Here is a 16785-nt window from a genome sequence, read left to right as displayed (position 1 = left end):
AATTTTTTTGTCATGCTTATCATGTTACTTGTTCTGTTATTCATTTAAGCTATAAAAAATAAAAGTGTACAAGGCAAATAAAATAATGCGCAATACAACTCAAATAAAGCAAACAGCACAGCAAACTCAAATTGCAATTATTGGTGCAGGTTTTGGTGGCTTAGCCATGGCAATTCGCTTATTGCAAAATAACATTCAAGATTTTGTTATTTTAGAAAAAGCCAACGATATAGGTGGGACATGGCGTGAAAATCAATACCCAGGTGCTGCATGTGATGTGCAATCACATATGTATTCACTTTCTTTTGCACCTAAAAGTGATTGGTCAAAGCGCTATGCTGAAGCACCTGAAATTTTTGCATATATACAAAGCTTAATCAGCACTTATGATTTAAAAAAATATTGCCAATTTAATTGTGAAGTTATCGCTGCCAAATACAATGAACAACGCTGTGATTGGACACTCACTTTAAATAATGACACAACCCTCATCGCACAATTTGTTATTTTTGCATCTGGTCCATTGCATGTGCCGCAAATTCCACATATTAAAGGCATTGAAAAATTTCAGGGCAAAGTTTTCCATTCATCGCAATGGGATCATCAATATGACCTCAATAACAAATCTGTTGCATCAATTGGGACTGGTGGCAGTGCCATTCAATACATTCCAGAAATTGCAGAACAAGTTAAGCAACTGTATGTCATGCAACGCACCCCAGCTTGGGTGATTCCACGTGATGAACGTACTTATAAAAATATAGAAAAGAAACTCTTTGCCAAATATGATTGGTTGCGAAAAATTCACCGTGCACGTTTATATTGGTCAAATGAATCTCGCGTTGTACCGATTGTTAAGCCAACCGTGATGAAATATGCGCAAAAATTAGCTGAAGCTTATATTAAGCACCAAGTCAAAGATAAAAATATCGCCAACAAGCTGATCCCCAATTATATTATGGGATGCAAACGCATTCTAATTTCCAATAAATATTTTCCGACCTTTAATCGGAGTAATGTTGAACTGATTACCGATGCTATTCAAGAATTAACCAGCAACAGCATCATCACCAAAGATGGCAAAGAACGTACAATTGATTGCTTAATTTATGGGACGGGCTTTATTACCGATCCGCGCATTTACTTAAAATCATTTCAATGTGTTGGGGAAAATGGGCTGGATTTACGCGATGCTTGGCACGATGGCGCAGAAAGCTTTTATGGAATTTGTACCAAAGGTTTCCCAAATTTTTTTCAGTTATTAGGGCCCAATACCGTTCTAGCACACAACTCTGTCATTTTTATGATTGAATCTCAGGTCAACTATATTTTACAAATGATTCAGTTGGTCAAACAAAGCCATAGCCATGCAATTGTGGTGAAGGACCAAGTACAAACCCGATTTAATCAGGATGTGCAAACATTACTCAACGGAACTGTTTGGCAATCTGGCTGTGTCAGTTGGTATCAACAAGATGGCGGTAAAAACTTTGCGCTTTGGCCAACATACACATGGAAATATTGGCTAAAAACTAAAAAACTTAATCCCGCAGATTACCGTTTGTTAAACAAAACATCTGGAAATCGTGCAGCTTAATCACTTAATGGTCATAATAAGCAGGTGTCTTTTCATCTGCTGACTTTTTGTATGCAATCGCTTTGGTTGATTATTCAACTTCTTATCTGTTTATGCTTTGGATTCATTCTTGCACGTAAACTCCCTCATTGGCTAGAAAGCTTAGCATTTAAAATTCTGCCGTATTTTACTTATATTTTGCTGATTACGATTGCAATTGAATTCTCTCAAACATTGCAGAACATGAGCAGCCCAGTACAAATTTTATCCAATGCACTCACACTCTCGATTGCAACATCCGTCGGTGCCTTTCTCTGTTGCTACCTTCTGTTTAAAAGTATTGGCTACCAACCAATGCAAGGCAAAGTTTCAGCAGAACTTCTGGTCAAATCACTCATCAATATTAGTTATGCTTTTATTGCACTCGCATTAGGCTATGGGCTTGCCGAACTGTTTAATCATTTTGACTATACATTACATGTCAGTACATGGAATTTACTGCTTATTTTTATGTTTTTAATTGGTTTGGATTTAGCTTATTCACCACTTGACCGCTCATGGCTTAATTGGAAAATCATGCTCGTTCCTATAGGCTGTATTATCGGATCACTAGCGGGGGCATTGTTTACGGCAACAATCATCAAAGATATTAGCCTCAAAGATTTAATTATGTTATCGCAAGGTTATGGATTTTATTCCATGACAGGCATTGTTGTGACTGAATTAAAAAATGCCGAACTGGGTAGTATCGCCCTCATGAACGACTTATTTAGAGAAATTATTGCAATTCTTTTGATGTATAGCATTGGTTGGCGCTACCCACGCTCTGCCATTTCATCTGCCGCGGCAACAGCAATGGATGTCACCCTACCCATGGTGAAACAAGCCTGTGGCAATGAATTTATTCCACATGCGATGGTCAGCGGCTTTGTTTTATCTGTACTTGCACCAATTGTCGTGAGTATATTGGCTGCTATATAAATCCCTCCCAACCTCCCCTTTATAAAGGAAGGCAAGCCCCCTTTATAAACAATGTTTCTCATTCTTGATAAAGGGAGGAATTTTTATAACGATGCTAAAATATCTTTCAATGTTTGACGCATATTTTCCGATTGTGTAATTGGACGACCAATCACCAAATGAGTTGAGCCATCCATCATCGCTTGCTTCGGTGTCACAATGCGCTTTTGATCATCTGCATTTGAACCCACAGGACGAATACCCGGTGTCACCAAAGCAAAATTTTGTCCTAATGTTTCACGCAGCATTTTTGCTTCTTGAGCAGAACACACCACGCCATCCAAACCACTCTCTTGAGTCAATTTAGCAAGACGCTTCACTTGTTCAAATGGTTCGATATCCAATCCCAAGTCTTTAAGGTCTTCACGCCCCATTGATGTCAACACAGTCACCGCAATCAGTTGCGTACTGTAATTGCCTGCTTTTAAGCGCTGAGCACAAGTTTCCATCATCTTACGACCACCAGATGCATGAACGTTTACCATCCATACCCCTAAGTCTGCTGCCGCACAAACTGCTTGTGCTGTCGTGTTTGGAATATCGTGGAATTTTAAATCAAGGAAAACTTCAAAGCCTTTGTCGTGTAATGCCTTAACAACACTTGGGCCTTCATGGGTAAATAACTCTTTACCAACTTTTACTCGACACAATGCAGGATCTAACTGCTCTGCAATTGTAAGTGCTTCATATTGGCTTTTAGCATCTAATGCAACAATGATACTCAAGAGACTTACCCTTCATTTTGACAAAAAGAAAGCTCATTATAAAGAATATCCCTGCACGCTGATAGTTGAAAAAATTGCATTAAGCACAATTGATAAAATAAGTGCCTTACTTTCTAATAAATTTTGTACAAGCTTTATAAGTTAGACCCATAAAAAAACACCCCAAAAAAATACTTTGGAGTGTTATCAGTTTTTATTTACACATACACCATTTAGCTCGACTCCAGTATAGATACACCAACCAGAAGCTAAATAATTCGACTTACAATGGATTAGATGAACGATCGTTAGGATTGATATCTAACACTGTTTTTTCATGTCGAGTATGTGCAGCAGCTTCAGCAGCAGCCAACTGAGCAGCTTGAATTTGCTCTTTTCGGAGGTGTTCAATGTCTTTACGAAGTCGCTTAATTTCCCAACTATTCTGAAATACTCGGAAAACCTGCACACCTAACAACAAACCCAACACTACACCCAAAGCTAATGTTAATAACAACAATAGACCTAAACGCATAGCAGGAACTTGGGTAAATAATAGGTCTACCGTTAATTCAGTACCATTTTGCAAGACCAAAGCCAATGAATAGCCAAATAGTACAATTAACAAAGCGACTAATACGTAACGCATAAACACCCCTTTCTGGAATTTTTTATTACTCTGCAGATTCGTTTACTGCATCACGTAACGCTTTACCAGGTTTGAAATGTGGAACTGCTTTTGCAGCCACCTCAACAGATTTACCTGTTTTAGGATTACGCCCCACACGTGGATCACGGTGATGCAAAGCGAAACTACCAAAACCACGAATTTCAATACGATTATCAGATGATAATGCGGCTATCATTTGATCAATCATAATTTTAACAGCTTCTTCGACTAAAGGCTCTGCTAAGTGTGGGTTTTTAAGGGAAATTCGCTCTATTAAGTCAGACTTATTAAGTGCTTCCGTAGTCATTTTTGACCTCTTTAATTATCAAGCTACTTTGTAGATAATCCGATAATAACCTGTTTAAATACAAAACGGTAGCGTAATAAGTTAATACTACGCTACCGTTTACAGTATTTGTGTAAAAAGTATTGGTTAATTTACATTAACAATACATTTCAACATCTACTTATTAGTGATTCATTTGAGCTTTGATCAAATCACCAATAGTCTTAGGACCATTGTCTTGACCAGTTGTTGCAGTTTTTAAGTTTGCAACAGCTTCTTTCTCTTCAGCTTCGTCTTTCGCTTTGATAGACAAGTTGATAGAGCGAGATTTACGGTCTACATTGATGATTTTAGCTTCAACTTCTTGACCAACTTCCAAGAACTTAGTTGCATCTTCAACGCGATCACGGTTGATTTCAGAAGCTTTAAGAGAAGCTTCAACTTCGTCAGCTAACTTAACAGTTGCGCCTTTAGCGTCAACAGCAGTTACAGTACCTTTAACAAGCGCACCGCGTTCGTTAGTTGCCAAGAAATCATTGAACGGATCGTTGTTCATTTGTTTGATGCCAAGGCTGATACGGTTGCCTTCAGCGTCTACAGACAAGATAACCGCTTCAACAGTGTCACCTTTCTTGTAACGACGGATAGCTTCTTCGCCTTGTTCGTTCCAAGAAATATCAGACAAGTGAACTAGACCATCGATACCACCTGGTAAACCGATGAAGATACCGAAATCAGTGATTGATTTGATCGTACCTGATACTTTTTCGCCTTTGTCATGGTCTTTAGCAAACTCTTCCCATGGGTTAGCACGAGTTTGTTTGATACCAAGAGAAATACGACGACGTTCTTCATCAACTTCAAGAACCATAACATCAACTTCATCACCAATCTGAACAACTTTAGATGGGTGGATGTTTTTGTTTGTGTGATCCATTTCTGAAACGTGTACTAAACCTTCAACGCCTTCAGCGATTTCAGCGAAACAACCATAATCAGTAAGGTTAGTTACGCGCGCTTTAACGATTGAACCTTTAGGGTAACGGTTCATGATCGCTAACCATGGATCTTCGCCTAATTGCTTAAGGCCTAAAGATACGCGGTTACGTTCGCGGTCAAATTTAAGTACTTTAACAGTAACTTCTTGACCAACTTCAACAACTTCTGAAGGATGCTTGATACGTTTCCAAGCCATGTCAGTGATGTGAAGAAGACCATCGATACCGCCAAGGTCAACGAATGCGCCGTAATCAGTAAGGTTCTTGATCGTACCTGTAACTGTTTGACCTTCTTCAAGCTGAGCAAGAAGAGCTTCACGGTCAGCTGAAGATTCAGCTTCCATAACAGCACGACGAGATACAACAACGTTGTTACGTTTAGCATCAAGTTTGATTACTTTGAATTCTAACTCTTTACCTTCAAGGTGAGTCGTGTCACGGATAGGACGAGTGTCTACCAAAGAACCTGGTAAGAACGCACGTACTGGACCGATGTCAACAGTGAAACCGCCTTTAACTTTACCAGAGATAACACCAGTAACGATTTCGCCGTCTTCAAAGATTTTTTCAAGTTTAGTCCAAGTTTCAGCACGTTTTGCTTTTTCACGTGATAAAACTGTTTGACCCATACCGTTGTCAAGAGCTTCAACAACAACGTCAACAGTATCACCAACTTGAACTTCAAGTTCACGTTGGTCGTTTAAGAATTCAGCGCGGTCAACAATACCTTCTGATTTAAGGCCAGTGTCAACTGTTACCCAATCAGAGTCGATGCTTACTACAACGCCTTGGATGACTGCACCCTTTTCAACGTTGAGGTTTAATTCGCTTTCTTCAAAGAGGGCTGCAAAAGATTCGGTCATGATATACCTGATAAAGTCAGCGGTCTTGGATCAGACAAGGCCGGTTTAATAAAGCCTCCACATAGTCCGTAATAAACTGATCTAGCTATGCTTTGGCTGAAAATTCTTTAATTGGCTAATAATTGCTTATCGACAAAACTGGTCATCAGCTGGAATACTTCATCGATGCCCAATTCTGAACTATCAATGATATAAGCATCTGCTGCTGGCTTGAGTGGTGCGACTGCGCGCTCCATATCTCTTTTGTCTCGAGCTTCAATATTAGCTAAAATGTCGTTTATTTTAACATCTAGCCCCATACCCTGCAACTGCTTTACACGTCGTGCCGCTCGAGATTCAGCCGATGCAGTGAGGTAAATCTTGGCTTGAGCCTCTGGAAAAATGGCTGTTGCCATGTCGCGCCCATCCGCAACCAACCCAGGTTCTTGTGCAAAAGCATGCTGACGCTCTAAAAGCGCTGCTCTAAGTTCAGGAATTGCGGCAACTTTTGATGCAAATTCACCCACGCGTTCAGTACGAATAATTTGAGTGACATCTTCACCATCAAGCTGAACCTGCGTATTATTCGTTTCAGTTGTAACAAACTTTATGTCTAAATTTGTTGCAATTTTAATGCATTGTTCAAGTGCTGAATCCAAAGCATCCAATAAATTGTGTTGATGTAATGACAGCCCCAACAGACGATATAAAGCACCAGAATCCAACAAATGAAATTGATAGTGCGCTGCGAGTTTAGCCGCAAGTGTGCCTTTTCCAGAACCACTCGGACCATCGATAGTAATAATTTGAACTGTCATTAATTTTCCACTTTACGCTATACAGTTTTAGCTAATTTCGAAAAACCTAGTTTAATCGCAGATTTAAGCTGCGCAAGGATTAATTTACTCACAAAGGGTGCACGTGCTTGCAACTCAATGGTATAGGTCACTAACGTTTTATCTGCATCAACTGCTTGAAACTCAATAATCCCCAAGTGATGCTTAACCAAAGGATTTTTAATAATTTGATATTCAATTCGTTGATTCGGTTCAAGCAAAGTAATTTGCTCTTGTAAAGGTTTGATTGGACCAAAACCCATACGACGTACCGAACCTACGCCATCAGGACGTTCTGGATCGGCAGAATCTTTAACACGCACCACTTGAATTGGCGCAAAGGCAACATTATAAGTCGCATGTTTTGATAACAAATTAAAAACCTGATCGATTGGTGCATTAAATTCTTTTTTAATTTGAATAGAATTCATAAATTATCCTAACCTTTAATTGACAATAATTATTGTCATTCTATTTTACATACTTATAGATGAATTATTCTGATCATTTAAGGACTTTTCTTGTAACTTTTGCAGTCTTTTTTGCTCACGACGCATTTTAAAAAAATCACTCAGTTGTTTGGAGCATTGTTCATTCAAACAGCCTGCCTCAACATTAAACTGATGATTATAATAGCCCGTTTCAAATAACTTTCTTGCACTAACCAAAGAACCTGCTTTGGGTTCAGTTGCACCAAACACGACTTTCGAAACCCGAGCGTGAATTAAAGCACCGACACACATTGTACAAGGCTCTAAAGTCACATAAAGAATGGAGTCTTCTGGAAGACGGTAATTATTCAGATTTAAACAGGCTTGACGTAATGCTTGAACCTCGGCATGTGCCGTCGGATCACTCAGTGAAATGGGTGCATTATATCCTGCGCCAATAATTTGATTTTGACTGACAATGACTGCGCCAACAGGAATTTCTTGCTTCGATGCTGCAATGGCAGCTTGCTCGTAAGCAAACTGCATCCAATATTCGTCTGTCAGCTGTATTTCATCTGCCATTCTTAACCGATCACAGCATAATGTTTCAACAGATTATTCCAACTCTCATTTTTGGTCACAGGCGGACAATCTGACAAAATTGCTTTAAGTGAGAAATCAACACCCTTTTTCCATTCTGGGGAAAGATCTTTATCCACTAAACGTGCACGAACACCCTCGACAAAATCTGGATGACGAATTTTCCAATCCGAAATTTGGGTCTCAAGTTCAAAAACTTCATTCCAAGAATGCACTTGTTTACCCCATTGCCATAACAACCATGTTAAAGCAGCTGTAGTCGGCGAACCTTTTTGCAAATTTTCACTGGCTTGACGCAACCAATCACTTCTTGCATCACTCAAACCAATAATAGATTCGTAATCATGCTCAAAACTAACACCGCGACAAACACTTTGAATCACATCTAATGAATTTTGTAGTGGTCCAGGCCCGACTGGACGATGCATACTATTTAAAGTGTCATCGATGGCACGAAAATCACCAGCAGGATAATGTCCCCAATCAATATTAATTAGTTTTTCCAGCACATTATCACGTTGTGCATCACAGATATGGGTTGCCCAACCAATGCCATAAGCACCCGCTGCGGTCATAATTGAACCCGTTAAGCCCGTAAACAAACCGATTGCACCACGATCTGCCAAGAAACGTGTAGCCCCCACATCTGGATATAAGCCAATATTAATTTCAGGCATCGCTAAACGTGAATATGGAGTCACAAGGCGAAATGGTGCGGCCATAAACAACCCTAGCCCACCACCCATGACATAACCTTCACCCCAAACCAGTACAGGCTTAGCATAATTATGTAACAACAAATCTAATGCATATTCTTGTTCAAAGAATTTATTTGCAGTATCCACTTCATCGTTAATGACCAACTGACGAAGTTTACGAACATCGCCACCTGCACAGAATGCTTTAGGAGTTGTGGAATCTAACCAGATTGCTTTTACGGCATCATCATGGTGAAAATCTTGGAACACTTTTAATAGTGCAGTGACGATTGATTCATCTAAAGCATGTAGAGATTTCGGGCGATTCAGGCGAACAATGCGCCAGCCATTCTTTGCTTCCTCTACAATTAGATCGGAATGATAACTTCGTAGTTCAGGAGATAGTGTCATGCGTCCAGCTGCCAATTTATAGGCTCAATGCCATTTTGTTTCAGATAATTATTCGATTTCGAAAATACTTTACAACCAAAAAAACCACCACGATTTGCCGCCAATGGTGAAGGATGAGCAGCCTTTAATACCAAGTGCTTATTTTGATCAATGCGTTGTCCTTTACGCTGCGCATACGCACCCCAAAGAATAAAAACCACATGGTCACGCTGTTCATTTAAAACATCAATCACATGATCAGTAAAGTCTTCCCAACCCCGTTTTTGATGCGAAGTCGGCTGACCAGCTTCAACAGTCAATACTGCATTGAGCAACAACACACCTTGTTCAGCCCAGCGAGTTAAATCACCATGGATCGGTTTAACAATAGCCAAATCTGTATTTAGCTCATGAAAAATATTACGTAAAGATGGGGGGATTGCAACCCCTTTCTGAACTGAAAAACTTAATCCATGTGCCTGATTTGGTCCGTGATATGGATCCTGCCCCAAAATCACCACTTTAACATTGGCTAAAGGCGTAGTATTTAATGCATTAAAAATCAGTGAGCTTGGTGGATAAATTACTTTATCTGCTTTTTTTTCCTGAACAAGAAAGTCTTTTAACTCATCCATTTTTGGACTGAGCAAAAATTCACTCAAACCACTTTTCCAACCCGCATCCAATTGAATTTTATCCAATTTAATCTGCTGTTGTTCAGTTAAAGACATGACTACTTCCTAATCCTTGTTGAAAACTGACCCAAATGTAGTTCCGTCTTTAAATTTTGACTTGAAGATCGACACTTGGGTTTTGGAATTTAATTCCTTGTTGTAGTTTTTTATACATCGTTGAGTCTGCCCATTCAGCTTGAACTTGTTCAGAGAACACGATTTGTTCAAGACTAAGCACACCCATTTGCTCATTTTCAATATCTTCTACAAAGCTTTGTGCATAACCTGTATCTGTTTCATGCACAATGACCGAGTAAACCTCCACATCACCTTCCCCATTTTGGGTAATTGTAGATGCCAATACTTGTTGAGCTAAATAGAAAAAAATACGTGAAAATTGTTCTGCTGATGGCGAAACAGGTAAAGATACCCAACGCGCACTAAATTTTTTGCAAGCATCAATATATTCAGCATCATCATGCTGCCAAAAACAAATGGCATGATCGAAACTATCGAAAATATCTTTAATGACACCCTTCAACAACCCAAAGTCATACACCATTTGACCATGATCTAGCTTCGAAGCTTTAAGCAATAATTCAACTTTATAACTATGGCCATGAATTGAACGCTTACAGCGATCCGATGTGCAATTTCGCACGATATGAGCATTTTCAAACTTAAATAACTTACGAATTAACATGTGCCGTGATGCAATCCAAAATTTGTGAATTAAATTGGATTATAAAGCAAAAGTGAAAGTCTGCGCATTAATTTTACTGTTCAATGTAATTGGGAAACTGCATGGCGATAAAACAGCATAGCCAACTGAGTGATCCATCTAATTAAAATGGTGCCATACTTCGATATACAACATACACTGTTTTATCTTTACGGACTAAATCACTACTAAACTGACGTTTACGCTCACTCAGCAACACTTCAATTTTAGCTTTAAAATAATTGGATTGCACACCCAACAAAGCATTGACTTGACTTTGCACATCAGGATTTACTTGTTTAAAAGGCTCCGTTGCCCAAAGATCATTAATATTAGAAAAATGCTCCAAATTGGCTTGGCGTTTTTGTAAAGCTTGTTCAACAGCTTTAATATCCAATTTAGGGTCTAGACTCGCAAGCAGCATAGCTGGGGCTGTATTTACATTCACCTTGCTGTCCGATGCAGGTAAGGCACTAACATAATCCACGATTTGCAAATACTTCTGATCTTCAAAACCACGAACCAATTTAAGCTCTTCTACACTATGAAACTTCGCATTTGCAGCTAAATAACTCTGTGGCAATCCTTGATAATAGCCATTTTCTGCTCCCATCGTACCACTGGTTTCGTCATTAGTATCCTGCCAATCAATAACCGCTTCACTTAATTTTTCTGACAAACCGACACGTAGCAAGAGCTGTTCAAACCACAATTTTGCCTGAGGATTTGCTACACCTTCAGCATTCACCAAACTATTTAAATTAAATTTACCCGATTCGTCTTGCAAAGTTCCAGAGACAAAGCCGTCTTCAACTGGAAAAGCAGGCATCGGTTTTGCCCAATTTTCTTGTAAATGATCCACAGCACCAGCATTATTTGCATCATCCACCAAAAGCTCTGAAAAGAAAGCTTCCGCACTTTTAGCATACAACAAGGATTGATTTTGACGCATTAAATAGGCTGTATTCTCCGCAGTATTCGCCTGACGTTTTGCAATGGTCGCAGCAAGAATAGTCGCTAATGCCACCATTACCAATATCGTGATTAAGGCAATACCTTGTTGCTGCTTGATGCTCAATTGTTTAGACCTTATGACGTTGAATTATTTGCATGGTGGTTTTAATTATTGTCCTGCGGATTTTAAATAGTCTGTATTTAACAGGCTAAAAATCCATTCATAAGCAACATCTTTAACTGTTAATTTAATTTTAATCCCTTTCGGTAAGCGTTGTTTTTGCGTGATATCCATTAAATCAGCTTGCGCATCTGGCCATGAAGTTGCTTCATTTGGATTTAACACAATTACTTCAAACTGATCTACTTCACTTAACAAAACACTCGACTCGGGTTGTTCACGTCCAGTACTATTTAAATGGCGGTATTTTAGGCGATACAGTTTTTTTTCATCCGCACGGTATTGATATTCCACACGCTCATCTGGTGAAATACCCTGCTGTAAAGGATCGGTTACACCTGTTTTACTAAAACTAAAACGCCCATTCTGCAAAACCAAGGCAGGTTGAATCTCACTCTTTATATTTGCAGTCAGCGGCACGGCTTGAACGGTATCACGCAAAAATTGCTGGTAAGCTTCCTGTAGCTGTCCTAAATTAATCTCATGTTCAGTATTACGCTCTTTGACTTTAATCAAGTAATCAAAAACTTTCCAACCCAATGCCGAAAGCACGGTAAAAATAGCAATCGCAACCAACAACTCAACCAAAGTAAAACCTTTTTTATTCTTCTTTTGCTGGTTTTTCATGATTCAACCTTATGGTTAAAGAAAACCAAGTGCGTGATTCCTGATTCTACTTTGCCTGCTTCAGCATTAAATAAGCTGACTTGAACCTCAATGCGTTGCACATTTGGACTCATGGTTGATTGTGCAGATTTATCAATTTGCCAAGTTTCACTCTGCTGCGTAATCTGTTTTGACTGTGTTCCTTGCAACCACTCTTGATTAATTTCCATCACAGCAACTTCATTTAACGCCACAAATTGTGCTTTCGTGCGCAAAATGGCATTAGACGTGGCTTGGGTATATTGCATTGCAACCTTAGTCAATGCGATTGCTGCTGTAGCAAAAATAGCCAAAGCAACCATCACTTCAAGCAATGTAAATCCTGAGTGGCGATAAGTGAGATAGCTCTGCTTTGAATATCTAGCTTTCATTGATTTTACCTAAATGATCAATCTCAATTTCTTCACCAATTGGGCGTTGTTCAAAATAAAATTGGATACGGACTGGTTTTGCTTCACCATTGCCTAACCACAGTAATTTTGGTGCATTGGTATTAAGCAAATCATCATTATTGGCATTTTCATATTGCTGATCGAGTGACTGCACATTGAAAGAAACTTGCTCAGGTAAATCACGCGGTTTAAATTCGGCATAGTTTTGCCATTTTTGATTTTTAGAAATTTGAGATGTTTGTGTAGCTTGAATGGATGGAACTAAATATTCAATCACAGCATAACGAAATGGTGATACATCGGTTGCAGTTTGAACATCAAGTGCAAAAATGCGTGCTTGATCATTGGCTTCTCGGTTAATCCTGCGCAAATCCATAATAAACACTTCTCGTGCTTGCATCGCTTTACGCTGATCCACTCCATTAATATTGGTTAAAATTAGAGAGGTCATAATTGCCATAATCACAATAACCACCATCAATTCTATTAGAGTGAAACCACGAATTGATGCTGATTTTGTGTGCTTCATAACTGACCTTTAAGCGAACTGTTCCGTTGAACTCATTTGCTTCTTGGGCATCGCCAAAGCCTGATCGATATAGGCAACACGAAGTGTATCGCGTGAACCTAAATAACGCTGATAGAAGCTAGAATTTAATATTGCTGCCGCACCATGTGTTAAAGCCCAAATTGAAGCCAAATAGTCACGCACAGACATCGCACTTTGAATGTTTTCTAAATAACTTTCAGTCATTCGGAAGATAATTCGCAAACGCTGTTTTCGTACCTGATAAAGCTCACTAAACAAAAGATGAATACCAACACCTGTCGTAGAAAGACGTTCTTCAATTTGATGGAACAATACTGTGCGTTCAGGATGGTGCAAATGATGTAACATAAAAAATGCTAAATGCTCTGGAAAAGCCTTTTCGGCATCCTTTATCATTTCTAATAACATGTTCTCATTACGAATAATAAGAAGCATATAGAGTTCATCTTTACTTTGAAAATGTTTATACAGAGTCCCTTTGGCAAGATCCAGTTCTGCTGCCAACGCATCAAGTGTCATTCCTGATTCGCCATTTTCTAACAATAGTTGCTCTGCAACTTGAAAAATTAACGCTTCTCTTGCCCGAAACTGAGCCTGACGATCCATCTTCACTCTGTAACTCTCTTATGCGCTTATATCAATTCGAATTATTTACTTTAAATTAAGGAGGTTTTCAAAGTTTTGCATAGTAATGAAAGCGATTTCCTCAATGGACTTATCATATACGTCACTTAAGGCTTTGGCTACATAGGGAACGTATTTTGGCTCATTAGATTTTCCTCGATAAGGCATCGGGGCAAGATAAGGACTATCCGTTTCAATCAGAACACGATCAAGTGGTACTTGCTTCGCTACATCTCTTAAATCTTGGGCATTTTTAAACGAAACGATACCTGAAAATGACACATAATAACCACAATCAAGCACGGCTTTGGCAGTTTCCCAATCTTCAGTAAAACAATGCAAAATACCATGGGTCGACTTTTCAGCACGAATAACATCAACCGTGTCATGCTTTGCAGAACGAGTATGCACAACTACAGGTTTTTTCACCACCTGAGAAGCATGAATATGCCGTGCAAAGCATTCTTTTTGCTCTGCAATAAAGTCTGTACTGTGAAAATAATCTAGACCTGTTTCACCAATCGCCCAAACTTTTTCTGCTTGTGCAAGCTCAATTAAATAATCTGTGGTTGCACGTGCCATCGTCGCAGGGTCTTCACAAGGATGAACACCAACACTGTATCCAACATCGTCATGACGTGCTGCAATTTTAGCAAGCTCGATATGATCATCTAGATCAACCGAAATACTCATGAATTTGGATACACCTGCTTCACGCGCCTGTGCTAATGCTAAATCTAAATTGCCATCATAAGGCGTTAAATCAAGCAAGGTTAAATGGCAATGCGTATCTACAAACACGGTAAAATCCTAAAAGAGTTTAAACAACTACATAGTGTAACTACTTCGTCCTTCAGACTTAATACCTGCAAGCAATTTTTCGGCTTCTGATTTGTAATAAATGCCTTTCTCTCCTGAAAGCTGCATACCAAACCCTTGTAATTTAATTCCATTTTGTTTTTGTGAAATCCAAATTACTTTACCCGTTAAAGGGATTTTCTGTGATTGTTCAGGTAAAGTTGCCAGTACAAAAACTTCTTCACCCAATTTAATCGGTTGCTTGGTGGGAACAAATAAACCACCACCTACAACATAAGGCATATAACTGGCGTACAAAGTATCTTTATCTGGAATATTTACTTGAATAATACCGCCCATACGTGGTTGCATCACATTCCCCTTTAAATTTAAATATTCATTAGTTTTATACACAATTGATCAAGCACCAAATTGCTTTGTACATTCTGCTCAATAAATTGTTTAGATTGTTGCAAGTCAGCGTAAATACTAAATAAGAACTCCAATGAATATTGTTCTGATAGTACAGTGAAATCCAAATCATGATTTTTGACTTGTTGATTTAGCTTGACACAAATTAAATCGGACAACAAGTATTCAAACATTTGCACAAAATCACTAAAATTAAGTGCTTTATTCCACTTGGTCGCAATTGCCATCGGCATATTCTTTTGTGTCACGAGTTTTTGCCAATCATTTAAAAACTCTTGTCGTTTATTTGGCCATTCAGCATTCGCTAATTGCATTGCTTGCAGTGGCATCTGATTGGACAAATTAAGCAACAATTGTTTTTGTGTCTGATCTAGATCTGGTAAATACTCAGTCAAATATGCATCTGCTTGCGCTTCAGACATACGATCCAAAGCAAAATGCTGTAAGCGGCTACGAATGGTCGCAGGAAGTTTCAAATAGTGATCTGCCAATAAAATAATGACAATTCGATCACCCGGTTCCTCAAGTGTTTTTAACAATGCATTTGCAGAAGCTATATTAAGTGCTTCCGCTGGCTCAATCACAATGACACGCCAACCATCTACGGTTTGTTGCACAAAAGGCAATAAATCCCGAATTTTTTCAATTTTAATTTTAGCATTTTGCTTTTTATTTTCTTCATCTGTACTGATGTATACATAGTTCGGATGAGTATCTGACTTTAACCAGAGACAACTACTACATTCACCACAGGGAGCATTGCTCTCATGTCGATTTGTACACAAAATCCATGCCAAAAAATATTGTGCAAAAGCTTCTTTACCACAGCCTTTTTTGCCATAAAAAAGCAAGCCATGTCCAAGTTTTGGGAAGCTCCCAGTGAGCGTATCCCAAACCGTTTTTTGCCATGGGTAAACTTGTGCAACCACATTATTCTGCATTAAATTTAAATCCAACCTGCGCCAAAATTCTACTCAAAGCAAGATACATCCATTTCGTTCAGACGGTCTAAATCGGCTTGTGTATCGACACCCGGTGGCAAGTTTGCTTCTGCAACTGCAATCGCAATACGATGACCATTTTCAAGTACACGCAATTGTTCCAAGCTTTCAAGCTGTTCCAATACACCCATGTCCCAAGACACATATTCTTGTAGCAAATTGACGCGATAAGCATATAAACCTAAGTGGCGATATGCTTGTGGATGCAGTGATTGAACCTCTTGCTGAGCACCATCACGGTCATAAGGAATGGTCGCACGACTAAAATACAAAGCTTGGTTGTATTTAGACATCACCACTTTCACAATGCTGTCACGCTTAAATTCTTCTAGGCTATGAATTGGTTCACACAACGTGGACATGGAAGATTCAGGCTGTGATTGCAATAATTGTGCAACTTGCTGTACCAATTGTGCTGGAAGCAAAGGCTCATCGCCCTGCACATTAACCACAATATCCTCACTTGCCCAACCTTTAATACGCGCAACCTCACTTAAGCGATCTGTACCCGATGGATGATCTGCATGGGTCAGTACTACATCTACACCTTCAGCACGACAAACTTCAGCAATACGCTCATCATCCGTAGCCACACATAAATCATCAAAACCCGCGACTTTTTTTGCTTGATCAACCACACGCAAAATCATTGGACGACCATGAATTTCTAACAATGGCTTACCCAGTAAACGTGAACTTGCAAAACGTGCAGGAATAACAATATGCTTCATAAATGATGAA

21 protein-coding genes are annotated in these 16785 nt (G+C 39.1%); 2 read left to right on the top strand and 19 right to left on the bottom strand.

Annotated features, from left to right (window positions below; genetic code table 11):
* The first annotated feature begins 85 nt into the window (after window positions 1–85).
* Both BLV99_RS06565 and BLV99_RS06560 read left to right on the top strand, forming a co-directional pair.
* Window positions 86–1597 (top strand): flavin-containing monooxygenase, encoded by a 1512-nt coding sequence (locus BLV99_RS06565; RefSeq protein ID WP_092688926.1) that lies wholly within the window; start codon window positions 86–88, stop codon window positions 1595–1597.
* Window positions 1598–1648: 51 nt separating this feature from the next.
* Window positions 1649–2557, top strand: a complete 909-nt coding sequence (locus tag BLV99_RS06560) for a LysO family transporter (RefSeq protein ID WP_092688923.1) — start codon at window positions 1649–1651, stop codon at window positions 2555–2557.
* Between the two features lie 83 nt (window positions 2558–2640).
* Here the strand turns inward: BLV99_RS06560 and pyrF are convergent, their stop codons facing one another.
* The 19 genes from pyrF to kdsB all read right to left on the bottom strand — a co-directional run bounded on the left by pyrF (window position 2641) and on the right by kdsB (window position 16775).
* Entirely contained in the window at window positions 2641–3321 is a 681-nt protein-coding gene (gene pyrF / locus BLV99_RS06555; RefSeq protein ID WP_092688920.1) for an orotidine-5'-phosphate decarboxylase, read from the bottom strand.
* A gap of 262 nt (window positions 3322–3583) precedes the next feature.
* Window positions 3584–3949 carry a lipopolysaccharide assembly protein LapA domain-containing protein gene (locus tag BLV99_RS06550; protein ID WP_086184489.1) on the bottom strand — a complete coding sequence of 122 codons (366 nt, stop codon included), beginning with the start codon at window positions 3947–3949 and terminating at the stop codon, window positions 3584–3586.
* A gap of 25 nt (window positions 3950–3974) precedes the next feature.
* Window positions 3975–4277 (bottom strand): integration host factor subunit beta, encoded by a 303-nt coding sequence (locus BLV99_RS06545; protein WP_004648770.1) that lies wholly within the window; start codon window positions 4275–4277, stop codon window positions 3975–3977.
* A gap of 163 nt (window positions 4278–4440) precedes the next feature.
* On the bottom strand, window positions 4441–6117 hold the full coding sequence (gene rpsA / locus BLV99_RS06540) for a 30S ribosomal protein S1 (RefSeq protein WP_004648769.1): 1677 nt from the start codon (window positions 6115–6117) through the stop codon (window positions 4441–4443).
* Window positions 6118–6224: 107 nt separating this feature from the next.
* Window positions 6225–6914 (bottom strand): (d)CMP kinase, encoded by a 690-nt coding sequence (cmk, locus tag BLV99_RS06535; protein ID WP_092688917.1) that lies wholly within the window; start codon window positions 6912–6914, stop codon window positions 6225–6227.
* A gap of 17 nt (window positions 6915–6931) precedes the next feature.
* Window positions 6932–7363: an SRPBCC family protein gene (locus BLV99_RS06530; protein WP_086184491.1), complete on the bottom strand. Its 432-nt coding sequence runs from the start codon at window positions 7361–7363 to the stop codon at window positions 6932–6934.
* 45 nt (window positions 7364–7408) lie between these two features.
* Complete coding sequence (gene tadA, locus BLV99_RS06525; RefSeq protein ID WP_086184492.1) at window positions 7409–7945, bottom strand: tRNA adenosine(34) deaminase TadA; 537 nt, start codon at window positions 7943–7945, stop codon at window positions 7409–7411.
* Window positions 7946–7947: 2 nt separating this feature from the next.
* Window positions 7948–9072: an enoyl-CoA hydratase/isomerase family protein gene (locus BLV99_RS06520; RefSeq protein ID WP_086165812.1), complete on the bottom strand. Its 1125-nt coding sequence runs from the start codon at window positions 9070–9072 to the stop codon at window positions 7948–7950.
* Window positions 9069–9782 (bottom strand): uracil-DNA glycosylase, encoded by a 714-nt coding sequence (gene ung / locus BLV99_RS06515; protein ID WP_092688914.1) that lies wholly within the window; start codon window positions 9780–9782, stop codon window positions 9069–9071. The genes BLV99_RS06520 and ung overlap by 4 nt, the downstream gene beginning before the upstream one ends.
* 49 nt (window positions 9783–9831) lie before the next feature.
* Window positions 9832–10428 (bottom strand): 6-pyruvoyl trahydropterin synthase family protein, encoded by a 597-nt coding sequence (locus BLV99_RS06510; RefSeq protein ID WP_086184494.1) that lies wholly within the window; start codon window positions 10426–10428, stop codon window positions 9832–9834.
* Between the two features lie 142 nt (window positions 10429–10570).
* A complete protein-coding gene (gene gspK / locus BLV99_RS06505) occupies window positions 10571–11518 on the bottom strand; it encodes a type II secretion system minor pseudopilin GspK (protein WP_167356310.1) in 948 nt (315 codons plus the stop codon).
* A gap of 51 nt (window positions 11519–11569) precedes the next feature.
* Window positions 11570–12208 carry a type II secretion system minor pseudopilin GspJ gene (gene gspJ / locus BLV99_RS06500; RefSeq protein WP_092688911.1) on the bottom strand — a complete coding sequence of 213 codons (639 nt, stop codon included), beginning with the start codon at window positions 12206–12208 and terminating at the stop codon, window positions 11570–11572.
* Window positions 12205–12618 carry a type II secretion system minor pseudopilin GspI gene (gene gspI, locus BLV99_RS06495; RefSeq protein ID WP_092688908.1) on the bottom strand — a complete coding sequence of 138 codons (414 nt, stop codon included), beginning with the start codon at window positions 12616–12618 and terminating at the stop codon, window positions 12205–12207. The genes gspJ and gspI overlap by 4 nt, the downstream gene beginning before the upstream one ends.
* On the bottom strand, window positions 12608–13168 hold the full coding sequence (locus BLV99_RS06490; protein WP_092688905.1) for a pilus assembly FimT family protein: 561 nt from the start codon (window positions 13166–13168) through the stop codon (window positions 12608–12610). Before BLV99_RS06490 ends, gspI begins: the two co-directional genes overlap by 11 nt.
* A 9-nt stretch (window positions 13169–13177) precedes the next feature.
* Window positions 13178–13795 (bottom strand): TetR/AcrR family transcriptional regulator, encoded by a 618-nt coding sequence (locus BLV99_RS06485; RefSeq protein WP_004648754.1) that lies wholly within the window; start codon window positions 13793–13795, stop codon window positions 13178–13180.
* 45 nt (window positions 13796–13840) lie between these two features.
* A complete protein-coding gene (locus BLV99_RS06480; protein ID WP_086184499.1) occupies window positions 13841–14614 on the bottom strand; it encodes a TatD family hydrolase in 774 nt (257 codons plus the stop codon).
* Between the two features lie 27 nt (window positions 14615–14641).
* A complete protein-coding gene (locus BLV99_RS06475; protein WP_004648752.1) occupies window positions 14642–14983 on the bottom strand; it encodes a PilZ domain-containing protein in 342 nt (113 codons plus the stop codon).
* Window positions 14984–15000: 17 nt separating this feature from the next.
* On the bottom strand, window positions 15001–15984 hold the full coding sequence (locus BLV99_RS06470) for a DNA polymerase III subunit delta' (protein WP_092688901.1): 984 nt from the start codon (window positions 15982–15984) through the stop codon (window positions 15001–15003).
* Window positions 15985–16013: 29 nt separating this feature from the next.
* The gene (gene kdsB / locus BLV99_RS06465; RefSeq protein ID WP_092688898.1) at window positions 16014–16775 is read right to left on the bottom strand and encodes a 3-deoxy-manno-octulosonate cytidylyltransferase; all 762 of its coding nucleotides are present in this window, start codon (window positions 16773–16775) and stop codon (window positions 16014–16016) included.
* Window positions 16776–16785 lie beyond the last annotated feature (10 nt).

This window comes from Acinetobacter kyonggiensis, from assembly GCF_900107285.1.
Lineage (GTDB): Bacteria > Pseudomonadota > Gammaproteobacteria > Pseudomonadales > Moraxellaceae > Acinetobacter > Acinetobacter kyonggiensis.
The sequence above is the reverse complement of the archived record's forward strand: the minus strand, read 5'-3'. Positions and strand labels throughout refer to the sequence as shown.